Source organism: Nocardia sp. alder85J, from assembly GCF_020176955.2.
Classification (GTDB): Bacteria; Actinomycetota; Actinomycetes; order Mycobacteriales; family Mycobacteriaceae; genus Nocardia.
This window is the reverse complement of sequence record NZ_JAIUCZ020000003.1, coordinates 225,418-241,084: the sequence shown is the minus strand read 5'-3', so window position 1 is coordinate 241,084 and position 15,667 is coordinate 225,418. Positions and strand designations below refer to the sequence as shown.

Below are 15,667 nucleotides of genomic sequence, written 5' to 3'. Positions count from 1 at the left end.
CAGGAAATCCCTTCGGCTACCTTCGTGATGTCCACGCGGGTGCCGCTGCCGGTGGTGGCGACGCCCTCGGAGGGGGCGCTGTCGACCTGGGCGCGGCACAGTGTGATCCAGTGTGGGCGGCTGTTACGGGTGTGGAGTCGCGACACCATGACCACGGTGCAGACTCTGCTGTATCCGGCGTTCACGCTGTTGATGTTTCGGATCGTGCTGGGGGATTCGATCACCTCTGCTACCGGGATGCCGAGTGTGTACGGCACTGTTCCGATGATCACGCTGGTGGCTGCTATGGCCGGGGCTATCGTCAGTGCGCTCGGGTTCAAGGTGGAGAAGGCCGCGGGGTTGCTCGGGCGGTTTCAGACGATGCCGATTCATCGGGCTGCGGGGCTCACCGGGCGGTTGCTGGCCGAGGCGGTTCGGGTGCTGGTCACCACGTTGTTCGTGATCGTGGTCGGGGTGGCGATCGGGTTCCGGTTCTGGAACGGGTTCTGGGCCTCGCTGGCGATGATCGCCATGCCGGTGTTGTTCGGGGCCGGGTTCGCGGTATTGGTTACTGCGTTGGCGACGATTTCTGAGGGGGTGATGTTGATCAATATCCTGGGGACTGTCAATACGTTGCTGATGTTCTTCAATTCCGGGTTTGTGCCGGTGTTTGCTTATCCTCGGTGGTTGCAGGCCACTGTGGAGAATCAGCCTATGAGTACGGCTATTGATGCGATGCGGGGGCTGGCTTGGGATGGGCCGGTTGCCGCGCCTTTGTTGAAGACCTTGGGGTGGGTGGTGGGGGCGGTTGTGTTGTTTGCTTATCCGGCTGTTCGGGGGTATCGGAGGGCTGCTGAGAGTAGTTGAGGTTGGGTTTTCGGGGGTGGGGTGGGGGTGTGGGTTCGTTCGGTTGGTTGGGTCGGGAGTGCGTCTGGTTGCGGATGAGGGTTTGCCTTCTTGGTGGTGACCGGCTGTGTTTTTGGCCTCCGCTTCGCTGCGGCGGGTTCTCGGCCCCTGAGTCTCGATTCTTCCCTCCTCCGCTCCTCCGCTTCGCTCCCCCGCTCCGTCAGTCCAGAATCGAGACGGGCCGAGAACATTCGGGGTATGCCTTCTCGGTGGTGACCGGGCCCTCAGCGGGCGGGCCGAATGCCGGGCCTGCTTGTTGGTGACCGCGTTGGAGGGTGAGGTGGGAAGAGAACTCGAGGGGTCGGGGCTGCTTGGGGGTGACCGGGTTGGAGAGCTGGGGCGGGAAGAGAACTCGAGGGGTCGGGGCTGCTTGGGGGTGACCGGGGTCGATGGGGAGGTGGGCAGCGGATTGGGGTGTCCGGCCTGCTTGGTGGTGACCGCGAATCGGGGTGAGGTGGGTGGCGGGGCTGTTGACTGTTTGCTGGTGGGGCAGGTCCGGAGGTGGGTCGGGCAGGGAACAAGGGTGTCCGGCTTGCGGATTGGTGACCGTGAACGGGGAACCGGACCGGGTGCCGGGGCTGCTCGGGGGTGACCGGGGCCGGGGTGGGGGAGGGACGAGCCAGCTTGTTATTGCGCGGGGGTGTCTCCCAGGAGGACGGCGGTCATCAGGGCTTGGACGCGGGCGAGGCTGGCGGGGCGGCTGTCGTAGCGGATGCTGCGGCCTACGTCGATGACCTGGGCGATTGCGGCGTGTACTCGGAAGCGGGCTTCTATCGGGTCGCCGTCGAGGAGGTGGGCCCACTCCAGGACGTTCTGGCGTTGGATGGCTCTCAGTTTTTGTTGTTCGGCGGGGGGGAGGTTGGAGAATTCGGCGAAGTAGACCGGGAGGATCTCCGGCATGGCGAAGGTCAGGCGGGCGAAGCGGGCGGCCATGCGGGTGGCGGCGTCGGTGCGGCTGGTCGCTTCGGCGAGGGCTTCTGCGTTGGCGATGGCGAGGCGTTCGCCGGTGCGGTGGAAGGCGGCGGCGAGCAGGTCCGATTTGCTCGGGAAGTAGCGGTAGACGCTGGAGGCGTTGATTCCTACGGCGGCGCCGATTTCTTCGATGCCGGCCTCGTGGTAGCCCTGGCGGCCGAAGATTCGTATTGCTTCCACCAGCAGTTGTTCTCGTTTGGCGCTGGGGGGGAGGCCGCGCACTTCCGTGGTCGGGGCCGGTTCGGCGGGGGCGGGGGGTAATCCGGTGCGGGCTATGGACCAGCCGATGTCGGTCATGAGGTCGGACAGGCGGGCGGCGGCCAGGGCGGTGTGGTGGGCGGTGATGCTGCCGATCGCGCCCAGGACGGCGGTGCCCAGGAGTTTGATGTCGGCGGGGGCGCAGTCGGGGCGGTTGGCCGCGATCGCGGATTCGAAGGTGCGGTGCAGGGTCTCGTAGCGCACCCGGACTCGCGCTCGGTCGGCCGGTTCCAGGTAGCGGCCTTCCCAGCGGTACAGGCCGCCGCCGCGGCGGGCCTCGACGGTGTGCGCGGTGGCCGCTCGGATCAGGGTGGTGAGCCGGGGTTCCGGGGCGGCGGACGGGTCGTCGGCGGACTGGACGGAATCGAGCAGGGTTTGGGCGCCCAGTTCGGCGGCGGCCACCAGTAGCGCGTACTTGTTCGCGAAGTGGCGGTAGAGCGCGGGGCCGGAGATGCCCACCTCGGCCGCGATCTCGTCGACGCCGACCGGGTGATAGCCACGCTCACTGAAGGCCCGGGCCGCTACGCTCACGATTTGTGCCTTGCGGTTCTTCGGCCGCCGCCGCGCCGGTGAACTGCCCGTTCGCGGGGTAGCGAGCGCGGACTCGCTGCGATCCGCGACCATGCACCTCTCCTCCAGTTCGTCGGGAGCCGCTGCCGGGGCCGTTGACAGCTCCGGGCGGTACCCTCTAAGTTAACCACAATTCGCAAAAGTCCACGATTTCGCGCCAACGGGCGCGACGACGCCGCCCGGGGGCAGCCATGAGTACCGTCGACAATCGCACCACTCCGGCCGGGTTCTCCGCCATCCGGGAGGACCGCGTGCTGCGGGTCACGCTGACCAATCCGGCGCGCAAGAACGCCATCGATTACCACACGATGGTCGCCCTCGGCGACCTGTTCACCACCGTCGGCGAGGACCGTGCCGTGCGCGCGATCGTACTCACCGGCGAGGGCCGGGACTTCTGTACCGGGGCCGATCTGTCCGGGGTGGAGGCCAACGTGCAGCGCGGCATCACCCCCGAGCTCACGATGGATGCCGCCAACCGCATGGTGCGCACGCTGCTCGATGTGCCGGTGCCGGTGGTCGCGAGCATCCGTGGCGCCGCCGCCGGCGTCGGGGTGGCGCTGGCGCTGGCCGCCGACATCACCTACGCCGCTAGCGATTCCTATCTGCTGCTGGCCTTCATCAATGTCGGCCTGATGCCCGACGGTGGCGCGGCCGCGATGGTGGCGGCGGCCGCCGGTCGGGCGCGGGCCGCCGAGCTGGCGCTGCTGGGGGAGCGGTTGCCCGCTGTGGAGGCCGCCGCCGCGGGACTGATCACGCGGGCCGTGCCGGTCGAGGAGCTCGACGCGATCGTGGCCAAGGCCGTCGCCAAGCTGGCCCACGGCCCGCGCCGGGCACAGCAACTCACCAAGCGGGCATTGAACGAGGCCAGCCTGTCCACCCTGGACGCCGCGCTGGCGGCGGAGAAGGCCGGTCAGGTCGAGCTGCTGGATTCGCCCGATTTCGCCGAGGGCGCGATCGCCATGCTCACCAAGCGCAAGCCGGTCTTCGGCGACTGAGCGGTGAGTCTGGTGAACTTTCCGCAACCCTGCCGGTGATCCCCTTCTTGGGTGCGCGATAGTCTTCCGCTATGGCTTACCTGGTCACCGGCGCTTCCGGTTGCCTCGGAAGGTATCTCGTCTCCGAATTGCTGAAGCGTAGCGGCGATGTGCACGTGCTGGTGCGGCCGGACACCGCTTCCGTGGATCGCTTCGATCGGTGCGCGCGCGAGTGGGCCGCCGGTGAGCGGGTGCGGGCGGTGCGCGGTGATCCCGCCCTGCCCGGACTCGGCATCGATCCGGAATGGCTTGCCGCACATCATGGTTCGATCGACCACCTGTTCCATCTGGCGGCCGGGCCGGACGCCGCGCGGCCCGGGGCCTGCGGACATGTGGTCGATGTCGCCCATCGGCTGGCGGCCGGTGTGCTGCACCATGTTTCGACCGTCGCCGTGGCGGGGGCGGTGACCGGGCTGTTCACCGAGGACATGTTCGACGTCGGCCAGGTGCTGCCCACGCCGTATCAGCGCGCGGCGTTCGAGGCCGAGCGCACGGTCCGCGATCGATGCGAGGTGCCGTGGCGCAGCTACCGGCCCTCCATCGTGATCGGCCACTCCCGCACCGGCGAGATCGATCGGATCGCCGGGCCCTACCACTTCTTCCGGCTGCTGCGGAAGGCCGCGCAGCTGCCCCGGTTGCTACCGCTGCTGGTACCGCAGTTGGGCGAGACCAACATGGTGCCGGTGGATTTCGTGTCCCGGGCACTGGATCACCTGGCCCATCGGCCCGCGCCCTCGGGCACCACCTATCACCTGGTCGACCCGCGGCGTCAGGGCGCGACCGAAGTGCTCAACCTGTTCGCCGACGAGGCCGGCGCCCCGCGCCTGATCGAGGTGATGCCGAAACGAATTCTGGAGCCGATGCTGCGCACCCCCGGCCTGGGCTGGGCCCTCGGCCATCTCGGGGTGCCCCAGGAGGTCCTGGAGCACAGCGAATTCGACTGCTGGTTCGACTTCCGCAACACCGCCGCCGCACTGGCCGGAACCGATATCCGGGTGCCACCCCTAGCGGCCTACGCCCCGATCGTCTGGAAGTACTGGATCGAGAACCGCTGGTGAGTCCCGCTCCGCGCCGCCGGCCGCATCCACGGCCGGGTGCGTGGGATGCCCGGTGCCCGCCGGGTGCGTGGTGGTCAGGTGTCCGGTGCTCGCCGGGTGTGACGTGCTCGGGTGGGTGGTGGCTGAATGCGCTGTGGTCATCGGGCCCGCGGTGCCTGCCGGGTGTGTGATGGTCGCCGGATGCGTGTCGGCCGGGTGCGCGGCGTAGTAACCCGCCCAGCGGCGGCGATTGGTCCAGCCCACCAGGTCGTATCGCCAGCGGAACGGCCAGGTGCGCGCCACCGTGAGGAACAGCGCCGCGCCCAGGGCCGCGTAGTCGTCGTGGGCGGACAGCAGCGCGCGCTGCTGCCGGGGCGTGGCGGTGAAGAACGCCTCGAACATCGTCACGGTCTGCTCGGTGGTGAGCCGGCCCATGCCGTGCAGGCCGCGGGTGCGCATCCAGTACACCAGCCGCGCCTGCCACGGCCACAGCGTCACGACCGGATCCTGCCCGGCCCGCAGCGCGGCGACCGCCGGATCCACCAGCGACAGTGATGCGGCCACGCCGTACCCGGTGCACGGGTGCATCATTCCGCCTCGGGAGCCGAACGGTATCGCGGCCGCCGACCGCGCGCCGGACACGGCGGTGGGCGGTGGCTGGTCCAGCGGATAGTGCGCCGCCTCGGCCGGTTCGTCGCCGCGCAGCCGGATACCGTGCGCGGCAAGCCGATTCAGGGTGCGGCGGCGCAATTCGCGTTGCGGCACACCGCCGCCGAGGCCGAGGCTGGTCTCCTCGAAGATCACCTTGCCGTCACCGACCGGCACCGCGTACAGGAACGACGGCGGCTCGTCCGGCCCGGCGCCGTTCTCCGCCCGCCAGTCCAGCAGCAGGCCGGTGTCGCCGGCCACCATCGGCGCCGCCAGTTCCGCGTCCACGAAGATGCCGTGCGCACTCGCCGCCGGTCGCGGACCCGGTGCGGGCAGGCCGCGAGCGTCCACGACGGCGGCGGCGGTGACCGACGAGCCGTCGGCCAGTTCCACCCGGTGGCCGCTCACGGTGGCGGCGCGGCCGGGCAGCACGGTCACGCCGTCGAGCGGAAGCGCCTCGTGCAGGCCGGGTTTCGAGAGCACGCAGTACGGCCGGTCGATCCGCAACGGCCGGGTCGTCCACACCGTCGGCGCCGCGATGCGCGAGGCCACCGCGCGATCGGGCAGCCAGTCCGGCAGTTCGTCCGCCCAGCAGCCGTAGGTCGGCGCCCAGATCCGCTCCGGCCGCGGATCGATCGCCACCACCGAGAGCCCGGCCAGCCCGGCCCGATGCGCGAGCGCGCGCCCGGTGGGGCCCAGTCCCACCACACAAAGGTCCGCATCCCGGACATGCCGAGCAGTCATGTAATTCATTCAATCAGCCCCGCTCGGGCATTCTGGGAATTCGATGTGTGCCACGAGGCGCGCAGCCTGATTGCTGATCATTCACCGATCGTTCGGAGTTTGCTGCGGGCGTGTCCGGGAAGCCGAAGGGTGTGCGACATCTAGCGTGGCAAATCATGGCAACCAGGCGAATGTCGATCGTGTTGACGGTGGCGTGCGCGGTGATTGCTGCCCTGGCGGTGATGCCGCGGGCGCTGGCCGAGCCCGCGCCCGACCCTGCCGACGGTCCCGCCGGGGCCAACGACTGGTCCTGTCACCCGTCGGCGGCCGCGCCGGATCCGGTGGTCCTGGTGCACGGCGCGGGAACCGATGCGCCGCAGAGCTTCGCGGAGCTGGCGCCGCTGTTGCAGCAGGCGGGCTACTGCGTGTTCGCGGCGAATTTCGGTCGCGCCCGGCTGCTGTCGGGCCCGGCCGGGCTGCCCAGCCGGGTCAATTGGCCCGGCACCGGCCCGATGGCCGCGGAGCTGACCGGCCGCGTGGTCTACGGCGTCGCCGACATCGCCTCGACCGCCGCGGAACTGGACGAGTTCGTCGGCCGGGTGCGCGACGCGACCGGCGCGAAACGGGTCGCCCTGGTCGGTCATTCGACCGGCGGCACGGTGATCCGGCAGTTCCTGCACACCCATCCGGGCGCGGCGTCCACGGTGGTCACCCTCGCCACCCCGTATCGGGGCTCCACCTTCGCCGGACTGCCCGCGCACTATCCCGACCTGGCGGCGCTCGGGCTGGACGGGCCGCAGATCGCCGCCCAGGTGTACGGCACGGCCGGCGCGGAGCAGGCCGTCGGCTCGCCGGTGCTGGCCCGCCTCGACGCCGGCGGCGAAACCGCGCCGGGCGTGCGCTGGACCGCCATCGCCAGCCGTGCCGACGAGGTGATCACGCCGCCGCGGTCCGCCCTGCTCGCCGCGCCGACGGGCGCCGACCGCAACATCTGGGTGCAGGACGGCTGCTCACCCCGGCCGGTGACCCACGCCGGACTGCTCACCGATCCGCATGCGCTCGAGCTGGTGCTCTCGGCCCTGTCGGACTCGCCGCCGGCGCCCTGCTAGCCCCACCGGCCCGCACGGCCGACCTGGGGCGACACGCCCGGCGGATTCGGCGACGCGCTCGGTGAATCCGGTCACCTCCGCCGCTGCGGCCCGCAGTAGGCCGCCGCCGATCACTTCGGGGTGACCCAGGTGGTGATGTCGGCGTGCACGACCTCGGTGCCGGATTTGTCGAGGATCGCGACCGGCACCACCAGGTCCGTACCCTCGGACAATGCGGCGAAATCGGGCAGCTCGCGCAGCGTAGCGACCGCTCGGAGCCCGGACTCGGCCTTGGTCAGGTACTGCACGGCCATGCCCTTGGGGATCCAGCGATGGCTGGTCGGCACGGTCGCCTCGCACAGCATGCCCATCGCCACCTCGGCCAGATTGCACGCGGCGATGGCGTGGAAGGTGCCCAGGTGGTTGTGGATGCCGAACCACTTGGGCGCGATCACCTCGCAGTATCCCGGTTCCAGCCGGATCACCGTGGGCAGCACCGTGCCGAAATACGGCACCCGGGCGACCATCCCCAGCGAGAACAGCGCGTGCCCGAGCCGGTTGTCGGGCAGTTTCTTCCAGCCGCGGTAGGTCGCGGTCTCCTTCGTCATGCCGATATCTTACTTTCGGGTAAGTTGATCGGCGACAGTCTTCGCGAGGACGATCCGCGCTGGTGACGACCGTTGTCGCCGTCGAGGGGACCCCGATTTGGAGTCCGCTCCGGGCCTCGGGCATACTGTTCGGGTTGCCTGCGTCGGGTGGCGTCTGCCTTCGGGTGTGTGCGTCCCTGTTCGCAGGCGAGTAGTACCCACTCGTGTACTCCGTCGAGTCCGACGGGTACCTCCGGGACAGCGTTCCGAGGCCTACAGGAGTTCTTGTCCGAGGCCGAAGAATGAGCGAGAAGGCGACACGCCCGACCGCGTGTACCGGAAGAACCATGACAGATGAACAGCGGCGAAGGGATCGGGCACGGCTCGGTCGAGGTCTGAACGGATACGTCTGCTGTTTTTCTCTCGGGTTCGGGCATGCACATGAGGGTGGCTCCGGCTTCGGACCACCGTCACACCGGAGCAACTAGCGGAGAAAAGGACACTCAGCGTGGCGGGACAAAAGATCCGCATCAGGCTCAAGGCCTACGACCATGAGGCGATCGATGCGTCGGCGCGCAAGATCGTCGAGACCGTGACCCGTACGGGCGCGCGTGTCGTCGGCCCGGTGCCGTTGCCGACCGAGAAGAACGTGTACTGCGTCATCCGCTCGCCGCACAAGTACAAGGACTCGCGCGAGCACTTCGAGATGCGCACGCACAAGCGGCTGATCGACATCCTCGACCCGACGCCGAAGACGGTGGACGCGCTCATGCGCATCGACCTGCCGGCCAGCGTCGACGTCAACATTCAGTGACAGTGACGGGGACAGCACACATGACTGACAACAAGAGTCGTCCGGCCGCCGGCATCCTGGGCACCAAGCTCGGCATGACCCAGGTCTTCGACGAGAAGAATCGCGTCGTTCCCGTGACAGTCGTCAAGGCGGGTCCGAACGTCGTGACCCAGATCCGCACCGTGGAGCGCGACGGCTACTCGGCCGTGCAGCTGGCCTACGGCGCGATCGACCCGCGCAAGGTGATCAAGCCCGTCGCCGGGCAGTTCACCAAGGCCGGCGTCACCCCCCGCCGCCACATCGCCGAGATCCGCGTCGCCGACGCCTCGCAGTTCGAGGTCGGTCAGGAGCTCAACGCCGAGGTGTTCGAGGCCGGGACCTACGTCGACGTCACCGGCACCAGCAAGGGCAAGGGCTTCGCCGGCACCATGAAGCGCCACGGCTTCAAGGGCCAGGGCGCCTCGCACGGCGCGCAGGCTGTGCACCGCCGTCCGGGCTCGATCGGTGGCTGCTCCACCCCGGGCCGTGTCTTCAAGGGCATGCGGATGTCCGGCCGGATGGGTAACGACCGGGTCACCACGCAGAACCTCTCGGTCCACAAGGTGGACACCGAGAACGGCCTGCTGCTGATCAAGGGCGCCATCCCGGGCCGCACCGGCGGCCTCGTGATCGTCAAGAGCGCAGTGAAGGGTGGTGCGCACGCGTGAGCACTGAAACGAAGACCAACCTCACGCTGCCGGTGAAAGAGGCCGGCGGCAAGACCAACGGCACCGTCGACCTCCCCGCGGAGATCTTCGACGTCACCGCGAACATCGCGCTGATGCACCAGGTCGTCATCGCCCAGCAGGCCGCGGCCCGTCAGGGCACGCACGCCACCAAGACCCGGGGCCTGGTCTCCGGCGGTGGCAAGAAGCCGTACCGGCAGAAGGGCACCGGCCGCGCCCGTCAGGGCTCGACCCGCGCGCCGCAGTTCGCCGGTGGTGGCACCGTGCACGGCCCGCAGCCGCGCGACTACACCCAGCGCCTGCCCAAGAAGATGAAGGCCGCCGCCCTGCGTGGCGCGCTGTCGGACCGCGCCCGCAACGAGCGCATCCACGTCGTGACGGAGCTGGTCGCCGGTCAGACCCCGTCCACCAAGGTCGCCAAGAGCTTCCTGGCCGAGCTGTCGGACCGGAAGAAGTTCCTGGTGGTCGTCGGCCGCGAGGATCTGGCCGCGTGGAAGAGCGTGGCGAACCTGCAGAACGTGCACGCCATCGCGCCGGATCAGCTGAACACCTACGACGTGCTCTACAGCGACGAGGTCGTCTTCAGCGTCGAGGCCCTGAACACCTTCGTGCACGGCCCCGCCGAAGCTGCACAGGAGGAGAGCAAGTGACCACCATCGCCGATCCGCGCGACATCCTGCTGGCGCCGGTCATCTCCGAGAAGTCCTACGGGCTGATCGAAGAGGGCACGTACACCTTCGTGGTGCACCCGGACGCGAACAAGACGCAGATCAAGATCGCCGTCGAGAAGGTGTTCGGCGTGAAGGTGACCAGCGTCAACACCGCCAACCGTCAGGGCAAGCGCAAGCGGACCCGCTTCGGTTACGGCAAGCGCAAGAACACCAAGCGCGCGCTCGTGACCCTCTCGGCCGACAGCAAGCCCATCGAGATCTTCGGAGGCCCGGTCGCGTAAGCGGCAGGGGCTCCAGAAAGCAGAGAAGAACTCATGGCAATCCGTAAGTACAAGCCGACGACCCCGGGTCGCCGCGGTGCTTCGGTCTCGGACTTCGCCGAGATCACCCGCTCGACCCCCGAGAAGTCGCTGCTGCGTCCGCTGAGCAAGTCCGGCGGTCGTAACGCGCACGGCCGCATCACCACCCGGCACAAGGGTGGCGGTCACAAGCGCGCCTACCGTCTGGTCGACTTCCGTCGCCTCGACAAGGACGGCATCCCGGCCAAGGTCGCGCACATCGAATACGACCCCAACCGCACCGCGAACATCGCGCTGCTGCACTTTGCCGACGGCGAGAAGCGCTACATCATCGCGCCGAAGGGCATCGCGCAGGGCACCCGCATCGAGTCGGGTCCGGGCGCGGACATCAAGCCGGGCAACAACCTGCCGCTGCGCTCGATCCCGACCGGTACCACCATCCACGCCGTGGAGCTGCGGCCCGGTGGTGGCGCCAAGCTGGCCCGCGCGGCCGGCATGAGCATCCAGCTGCTGGGTAAGGAAGGCGCCTACGCCGTCCTGCGTATGCCCTCCGGCGAAATCCGCCGCGTCGACGTGCGCTGCCGCGCCACCGTCGGCGAGGTCGGCAACGCCGAGCAGTCGAACATCAACTGGGGCAAGGCCGGCCGTATGCGGTGGAAGGGCGTCCGCCCGACCGTCCGTGGTGTGGTCATGAACCCGGTCGACCACCCGCACGGCGGTGGTGAGGGTAAGACCTCCGGTGGTCGTCACCCCGTGTCCCCGTGGGGCCAGCCGGAAGGCCGGACCCGCAAGCCCAATCGTCCGAGCGACAAGCTCATCGTCCGCCGCCGCGGCAAGAAGCGTTGAGGAGGAGGTTAAGACATGCCACGCAGCCTGAAGAAGGGCCCGTTCGTCGACGAACACCTCCTCAAGAAGGTGGATGTTCAGAACGAGAAGGGTACGAAGCAGGTCATCAAGACCTGGTCGCGCCGTTCGACCATCATTCCCGATTTCATCGGCCACACTTTCTCGGTGCACGACGGTCGTAAGCACGTGCCGGTGTTCGTGTCGGAGAACATGGTCGGGCACAAGCTCGGCGAGTTCGCCCCGACCCGGACGTTCAAGAGCCACGTCAAGGAAGATCGGAAGAGCAAGCGGCGATGAGCACTGACACTCAGAATCCGACCGCGCGCGCTACCGCGAAGCATGTTCGTGTGACCCCGATGAAGGCTCGCCGGGTCGTCGACATGGTCCGTGGCCGCCGGGTCGAGGACGCGCTGAACATCCTGAAGTTCGCTCCGCAGGCCGCGAGCGAGCCGGTGGCCAAGGTCGTCGCCTCGGCCGCGGCCAACGCCCAGAACAACCTCGGCCTCAACCCGGCCACGCTGGTCATCTCGACCGCGTACGTCGACGAGGGTGCGACCCTGAAGCGGTTCCAGCCGCGCGCTCAGGGCCGGGCGTTCCGGATCCGCAAGCGGACCAGCCACATCACCATCGAGGTCGAGAGCTTGCCCGACACCGGCAGCGCCTCACGTAATCGCCGGAAGGGAGGGGCGAAGTAAATGGGACAGAAGATCAATCCCCACGGCTTCCGCCTCGGCATCACCACCGACTGGAAGTCGCGCTGGTACGCCGACAAGCAGTACGCGGACTACGTGAAGGAAGACGTCGCGATCCGTAAGCTCCTCGCCACCGGCATGGAGCGGGCGGGCATCTCGAAGGTCGAGATCGAGCGCACCCGGGACCGCGTGCGGGTGGACATCCACACCGCGCGTCCGGGCATCGTGATCGGCCGTCGTGGCGCCGAGGCCGACCGTATCCGCGCCGAGCTGGAGAAGCTCACCGGCAAGCAGGTGCAGCTGAACATCCTCGAGGTCAAGAACCCCGAGTCGGATGCGCAGCTCGTCGCCCAGGGTGTCGCGGAGCAGCTGTCCAACCGGGTGGCGTTCCGTCGCGCGATGCGCAAGGCCATCCAGTCGGCCATGCGTTCGCCGAACGTCAAGGGCATCCGGGTGCAGTGCTCGGGCCGCCTCGGCGGCGCCGAAATGTCGCGCTCGGAGTTCTACCGTGAGGGTCGGGTGCCGCTGCACACGCTGCGCGCCGACATCGACTACGGCCTGTACGAGGCTCGGACCACCTTCGGCCGCATCGGCGTGAAGGTCTGGATCTACAAGGGCGACATCGTCGGTGGCAAGCGCGAGATCACCGCTGCCGCCACGCCGTCGGGCAACGATCGTCGCGAGCGCCGGGAGCGGCCGAGCCGTCCGCGGCGGTCCGGTTCGTCCGGCACCACCGCGACCAGCACCGAGGCCGGCCGGGCCGCCACCGCGGTGGCCGAGGCGCCGGCAGAGAAACAGGAGGGCTGACCAATGCTGATGCCCCGCAAGGTCAAGCACCGCAAGCAGCATCACCCCGGTCGTTCCGGCATGGCCAAGGGCGGCACCTCGGTGGCGTTCGGTGAGTTCGGTATCCAGGCGCTGGAGCCGGGCTACATCACCAACCGGCAGATCGAGTCGGCGCGTATCGCGATGACCCGCCACATCAAGCGTGGCGGCAAGATCTGGATCAACATCTACCCGGACCGTCCGCTGACCAAGAAGCCCGCCGAGACCCGCATGGGTTCCGGTAAGGGTTCGCCGGAGTGGTGGATCGCGAACGTCAAGCCCGGCCGGGTGATGTTCGAGATGTCCTACCCCAACGAGGAGACCGCTCGCGAGGCGCTGCGCCGCGCGATGCACAAGCTCCCCGTGAAGTGCAGGATCGTGACCAGGGAGGAGCAGTTCTGATGGCTACCGGAACTCCGGCCGCAGACCTGCGCGAGCTCACCGAGGACGAGCTCGTCGCCCGCCTGCGTGAATCCAAGGAAGAGCTGTTCAACCTGCGCTTCCAAATGGCGACGGGCCAATTGCAGAACAACCGTCGCCTGCGCGTCGTTCGTCACGAGATCGCGCGCATCTACACGGTCATGCGTGAGCGCGAGCTCGGCCTGGCCACCGGTCCCGCGGACGAGGGAGATGCGGCATGAGTGACGCGAAGGGCCCGGCCAAGACGCCGGCCAAGGAGACCGAACGTGGCAGCCGCAAGGTGCGGGTCGGCTACGTGGTGTCCGACAAGATGAACAAGACGATCGTCGTCGAGCTCGAGGATCGCCACCGGCATCCGCTGTACGGCAAGATCATTCGCACCACCTCCAAGGTGAAGGCGCACGACGAGAACGAGATCGCCGGCATCGGCGACCGCGTCCAGGTCATGGAGACCCGCCCGCTGTCGGCCACCAAGCGCTGGCGGCTGATGGAGGTGCTGGAGCGGGCCAAGTAGGCCACGCCCCACCCCTCGGCAGGCAGTCGAACAGCGAAGGCCCGCTTCCCTTCCCGGGAGGCGGGCCTTCGCCGTCGCCGGGATTGTGATGTATGCGATTGTGGCGCTCCGCAATTGGCGCAGTGGACGCTTGATCGGTTAACTTTGACGGGCTATGAGGAACGTTGCGACGACTTCCGGGGCCTGGCGGACGATCGACGGAGAGACGGTGTCGTTTCGCGACGCCTCGGTGGCGTGGGCCTTGGCCGCGCACGAGGTGCTCGCCGAAACCGCCACCGGTTACGGGCATTTCGTGACGCTCGAGGAACTTGCCGAGCGGGTGCAGGAGATGTCGGGGGTGCGGACGGGCGCGCCGCGGCGTACCTGGATGGACGCCATCCTGCGCAAGGTCGCCCGGCGCTGCCACAGCGCCGGTGAGCCGCCGCTGACCGCGCTGTGCGTGCGCGCCAACCACACCGTCACCGACAGCTACAAATACGTGCTCGAACTGGCGGCCCTGCCGGTTCCGGACGATCTGGAAGTGCACGCCGCCTACGCGCGCTGGCAGTGCTACGCCACGTACGGCACCGACGTCCCGGCCGGAATTCCGCCGTTGACCCCGAAGGTGGCCGCCCGGCGGGCCGGGAATGCCACGGCCGTGCGCACCGAGGCGCCGGTGGTCGCCGAGTCGCGAATTCGCCTGTGCGAGGAGTGTTTCATCCAGCTGCCCGCCAGCGGCGTCTGCGAGTTCTGCCACCCGACCCGATAACCGGGATCGGATATTTCTGCCCAGCAGTAGCGGTACTCGGACAGGTGGAATACGCTTCGGCGCGGAGAAAAACCGCCTGATGGAGGATTGGTGACCACCCCGAGTACGCAGCGCAGCGGCGGGGGAACCGACGGTCGGCGAACGGTGCCCCTGACGCAGTTGATTCATTTGATGGCCTCGTACGAGCAGCTGGGCGAGCATCGGCAGACGTTTCTGCGTGCGCCGGCGAGCGGAGATTCGATCGTGCGCGGCTGCGGTCTGGTCACCGCCGGGCTGGTGGCGGTGAGTGGGCTGTGTATCGTCGCCGGTGCGCCGGCCGCCGCCGTGGTGGTCGTTCTGCTTGCCCTCGTTCCGGGGATTTTCGCCGCGGTCCGCAGCCGGCACAATCGGCGCAGCCGGGGCGCGCGACTGGATCTGTTCGATCGTGGACTCACCGTGTATCACTCGGGTGAGACGATCGTCGGATTTCACTGGGATACGGTCGAAGTGCGGCAGCAATCGATTCCGCTGCATCAGTCCGCCGCCGCGGCAACCGATTACGCATTCGTGCTGACCGGCCCCAGTGGCAACCGCGCGGAGTTCGACGAGAGCGAGTTCGCCGGGGCGCGGGAATGGGGGCCGATCGTACAATCCGCCGTCACCGCAGCACAATTGCCCGGTATCGTCGCCGCGATCGACGGTGAGCAGACCGTACATTTCGGCGCCCTCGCGGTATCGCTGCTGGAGCTGGTGCACGACGGCGCCCGGTATCCGTGGGAGCGGATCCAGACCATCGACCCGCGCGGCGGAATCGTGCGGATCAAGGTCGACGGGAACTGGATTTCGCTGGGTCCGGTCGGCGCCATTCCGAATTTCTACATCTTCAACGAGGTCATCGAACGCCTGCGGGTCGCGGCGGTCGAGTATCCCGATCCGTACGGGCCGCGGCGGCCGGCGGGCGGGGGTGCGCCGGCGGCAACGGCTGTGGTTGCCGGTGCGGCGACTCCGGATGTGGTCGACAGTGACGTGACCGGGGATTCGGCCGATACGGTTCCGGACGCCGGAGCGGGCGTTGTGGCCGCGGATTCGACCGCAGGCGTTGCCGCCGGGGATACCGAAGGTGTTGCGACCGCGGCCGAGAGCGCTGCTGTGGGCGGGGAGGCTGCCGAAGTGGCCGACGCGGACGACTCGGAATCCGGCGACGATGATCCGGCGACAGCCGGGCAGCGGGAGATCGTGGTGACGAGCGGTAGCGGGGTACAGGGCTGACATCCGAGAGGAATCCGGCCGACGGCTCTCGTCGGGTCGACGCGTCAGCCGTACAACGGATTTCATGGGGAGCACACGTCGGGC

At 68.5% G+C, this 15,667-nt stretch carries 20 protein-coding genes; 17 read left to right on the top strand and 3 right to left on the bottom strand.

Annotation, left to right across the window (positions count from 1 at the left end):
• Nucleotides 1-27: 27 nt before the first annotated feature.
• The gene (locus LBW94_RS12430) at nt 28-846 is read left to right on the top strand and encodes an ABC transporter permease (protein ID WP_255634266.1); all 819 of its coding nucleotides are present in this window, start codon (nt 28-30) and stop codon (nt 844-846) included.
• A gap of 666 nt (nt 847-1,512) precedes the next feature.
• On the opposite strand, the gene LBW94_RS12425 is transcribed toward LBW94_RS12430, so the two are convergent.
• A complete protein-coding gene (locus LBW94_RS12425) occupies nt 1,513-2,739 on the bottom strand; it encodes a TetR/AcrR family transcriptional regulator (protein WP_225057716.1) in 1,227 nt (408 codons plus the stop codon).
• A 137-nt stretch (nt 2,740-2,876) separates the two neighbouring features.
• Between LBW94_RS12425 and LBW94_RS12420 the strand changes: the two genes are divergently transcribed.
• Both LBW94_RS12420 and LBW94_RS12415 read left to right on the top strand, forming a co-directional pair.
• Nucleotides 2,877-3,680: an enoyl-CoA hydratase-related protein gene (locus LBW94_RS12420; RefSeq protein WP_225057717.1), complete on the top strand. Its 804-nt coding sequence runs from the start codon at nt 2,877-2,879 to the stop codon at nt 3,678-3,680.
• A gap of 71 nt (nt 3,681-3,751) precedes the next feature.
• Nucleotides 3,752-4,777 carry an SDR family oxidoreductase gene (locus LBW94_RS12415; protein ID WP_225057718.1) on the top strand — a complete coding sequence of 342 codons (1,026 nt, stop codon included), beginning with the start codon at nt 3,752-3,754 and terminating at the stop codon, nt 4,775-4,777.
• Here LBW94_RS12415 and LBW94_RS12410 read toward each other — a convergent pair.
• Complete coding sequence (locus LBW94_RS12410; RefSeq protein WP_225057719.1) at nt 4,724-6,148, bottom strand: lycopene cyclase family protein; 1,425 nt, start codon at nt 6,146-6,148, stop codon at nt 4,724-4,726. The two genes, LBW94_RS12415 and LBW94_RS12410, sit on opposite strands and share 54 nt — an antisense overlap.
• 155 nt (nt 6,149-6,303) lie before the next feature.
• Between LBW94_RS12410 and LBW94_RS12405 the strand changes: the two genes are divergently transcribed.
• Complete coding sequence (locus LBW94_RS12405) at nt 6,304-7,236, top strand: esterase/lipase family protein (RefSeq protein WP_225057720.1); 933 nt, start codon at nt 6,304-6,306, stop codon at nt 7,234-7,236.
• A 110-nt stretch (nt 7,237-7,346) separates the two neighbouring features.
• On the opposite strand, the gene LBW94_RS12400 is transcribed toward LBW94_RS12405, so the two are convergent.
• Nucleotides 7,347-7,823, bottom strand: a complete 477-nt coding sequence (locus LBW94_RS12400) for a hotdog fold domain-containing protein (RefSeq protein ID WP_225057721.1) — start codon at nt 7,821-7,823, stop codon at nt 7,347-7,349.
• 487 nt (nt 7,824-8,310) lie between these two features.
• Between LBW94_RS12400 and rpsJ the strand changes: the two genes are divergently transcribed.
• The 13 genes from rpsJ to LBW94_RS12335 all read left to right on the top strand — a co-directional run bounded on the left by rpsJ (nt 8,311) and on the right by LBW94_RS12335 (nt 15,583).
• Nucleotides 8,311-8,616 carry a 30S ribosomal protein S10 gene (rpsJ, locus tag LBW94_RS12395; protein WP_003938093.1) on the top strand — a complete coding sequence of 102 codons (306 nt, stop codon included), beginning with the start codon at nt 8,311-8,313 and terminating at the stop codon, nt 8,614-8,616.
• Nucleotides 8,617-8,636: 20 nt separating this feature from the next.
• Nucleotides 8,637-9,302, top strand: a complete 666-nt coding sequence (gene rplC / locus LBW94_RS12390) for a 50S ribosomal protein L3 (RefSeq protein ID WP_225057722.1) — start codon at nt 8,637-8,639, stop codon at nt 9,300-9,302.
• Nucleotides 9,299-9,970 (top strand): 50S ribosomal protein L4, encoded by a 672-nt coding sequence (gene rplD / locus LBW94_RS12385; RefSeq protein ID WP_225057723.1) that lies wholly within the window; start codon nt 9,299-9,301, stop codon nt 9,968-9,970. The genes rplC and rplD overlap by 4 nt, the downstream gene beginning before the upstream one ends.
• Nucleotides 9,967-10,272, top strand: a complete 306-nt coding sequence (gene rplW / locus LBW94_RS12380) for a 50S ribosomal protein L23 (protein ID WP_019931200.1) — start codon at nt 9,967-9,969, stop codon at nt 10,270-10,272. The genes rplD and rplW overlap by 4 nt, the downstream gene beginning before the upstream one ends.
• A 33-nt stretch (nt 10,273-10,305) precedes the next feature.
• On the top strand, nt 10,306-11,136 hold the full coding sequence (gene rplB, locus LBW94_RS12375) for a 50S ribosomal protein L2 (protein WP_225057724.1): 831 nt from the start codon (nt 10,306-10,308) through the stop codon (nt 11,134-11,136).
• A 15-nt stretch (nt 11,137-11,151) separates the two neighbouring features.
• Nucleotides 11,152-11,433: a 30S ribosomal protein S19 gene (gene rpsS, locus LBW94_RS12370; RefSeq protein WP_019931198.1), complete on the top strand. Its 282-nt coding sequence runs from the start codon at nt 11,152-11,154 to the stop codon at nt 11,431-11,433.
• Nucleotides 11,430-11,831 carry a 50S ribosomal protein L22 gene (gene rplV / locus LBW94_RS12365; protein WP_225057725.1) on the top strand — a complete coding sequence of 134 codons (402 nt, stop codon included), beginning with the start codon at nt 11,430-11,432 and terminating at the stop codon, nt 11,829-11,831. The genes rpsS and rplV overlap by 4 nt, the downstream gene beginning before the upstream one ends.
• Nucleotides 11,832-12,635: a 30S ribosomal protein S3 gene (rpsC, locus tag LBW94_RS12360; protein WP_225057726.1), complete on the top strand. Its 804-nt coding sequence runs from the start codon at nt 11,832-11,834 to the stop codon at nt 12,633-12,635.
• 3 nt (nt 12,636-12,638) lie between these two features.
• Complete coding sequence (rplP, locus tag LBW94_RS12355) at nt 12,639-13,055, top strand: 50S ribosomal protein L16 (RefSeq protein WP_225057727.1); 417 nt, start codon at nt 12,639-12,641, stop codon at nt 13,053-13,055.
• On the top strand, nt 13,055-13,294 hold the full coding sequence (rpmC, locus tag LBW94_RS12350; RefSeq protein ID WP_225057728.1) for a 50S ribosomal protein L29: 240 nt from the start codon (nt 13,055-13,057) through the stop codon (nt 13,292-13,294). The genes rplP and rpmC overlap by 1 nt, the downstream gene beginning before the upstream one ends.
• On the top strand, nt 13,291-13,587 hold the full coding sequence (gene rpsQ, locus LBW94_RS12345; RefSeq protein WP_225057729.1) for a 30S ribosomal protein S17: 297 nt from the start codon (nt 13,291-13,293) through the stop codon (nt 13,585-13,587). Before rpmC ends, rpsQ begins: the two co-directional genes overlap by 4 nt.
• 208 nt (nt 13,588-13,795) lie before the next feature.
• Nucleotides 13,796-14,335 carry a hypothetical protein gene (locus LBW94_RS12340; protein WP_225057730.1) on the top strand — a complete coding sequence of 180 codons (540 nt, stop codon included), beginning with the start codon at nt 13,796-13,798 and terminating at the stop codon, nt 14,333-14,335.
• Nucleotides 14,336-14,506: 171 nt separating this feature from the next.
• Nucleotides 14,507-15,583 (top strand): DUF6585 family protein, encoded by a 1,077-nt coding sequence (locus LBW94_RS12335; RefSeq protein ID WP_225057731.1) that lies wholly within the window; start codon nt 14,507-14,509, stop codon nt 15,581-15,583.
• Nucleotides 15,584-15,667: the final 84 nt, after the last annotated feature.

Excerpts from the sequence above, each read along its gene's own strand:
- LBW94_RS12415 (WP_225057718.1), top strand. The coding sequence starts at position 3,752 with ATGGCTTACCTGGTCACCGGCGCTTCCGGTTGCCTCGGAAGGTATCTC.
- rpsQ (WP_225057729.1), top strand. The coding sequence starts at position 13,291 with ATGAGTGACGCGAAGGGCCCGGCCAAGACGCCGGCCAAGGAGACCGAA.
- rpsS (WP_019931198.1), top strand. The coding sequence starts at position 11,152 with ATGCCACGCAGCCTGAAGAAGGGCCCGTTCGTCGACGAACACCTCCTC.
- rpsC (WP_225057726.1), top strand. The coding sequence starts at position 11,832 with ATGGGACAGAAGATCAATCCCCACGGCTTCCGCCTCGGCATCACCACC.
- LBW94_RS12425 (WP_225057716.1), bottom strand. The coding sequence starts at position 2,739 with ATGGTCGCGGATCGCAGCGAGTCCGCGCTCGCTACCCCGCGAACGGGC.
- LBW94_RS12400 (WP_225057721.1), bottom strand. The coding sequence starts at position 7,823 with ATGACGAAGGAGACCGCGACCTACCGCGGCTGGAAGAAACTGCCCGAC.
- LBW94_RS12430 (WP_255634266.1), top strand. The coding sequence starts at position 28 with ATGTCCACGCGGGTGCCGCTGCCGGTGGTGGCGACGCCCTCGGAGGGG.
- rpmC (WP_225057728.1), top strand. The coding sequence starts at position 13,055 with ATGGCTACCGGAACTCCGGCCGCAGACCTGCGCGAGCTCACCGAGGAC.
- rplB (WP_225057724.1), top strand. The coding sequence starts at position 10,306 with ATGGCAATCCGTAAGTACAAGCCGACGACCCCGGGTCGCCGCGGTGCT.
- rplV (WP_225057725.1), top strand. The coding sequence starts at position 11,430 with ATGAGCACTGACACTCAGAATCCGACCGCGCGCGCTACCGCGAAGCAT.
- LBW94_RS12405 (WP_225057720.1), top strand. The coding sequence starts at position 6,304 with ATGGCAACCAGGCGAATGTCGATCGTGTTGACGGTGGCGTGCGCGGTG.
- LBW94_RS12335 (WP_225057731.1), top strand. The coding sequence starts at position 14,507 with ATGGCCTCGTACGAGCAGCTGGGCGAGCATCGGCAGACGTTTCTGCGT.
- LBW94_RS12420 (WP_225057717.1), top strand. The coding sequence starts at position 2,877 with ATGAGTACCGTCGACAATCGCACCACTCCGGCCGGGTTCTCCGCCATC.
- LBW94_RS12410 (WP_225057719.1), bottom strand. The coding sequence starts at position 6,148 with ATGACTGCTCGGCATGTCCGGGATGCGGACCTTTGTGTGGTGGGACTG.
- rplP (WP_225057727.1), top strand. The coding sequence starts at position 12,639 with ATGCTGATGCCCCGCAAGGTCAAGCACCGCAAGCAGCATCACCCCGGT.
- rplC (WP_225057722.1), top strand. The coding sequence starts at position 8,637 with ATGACTGACAACAAGAGTCGTCCGGCCGCCGGCATCCTGGGCACCAAG.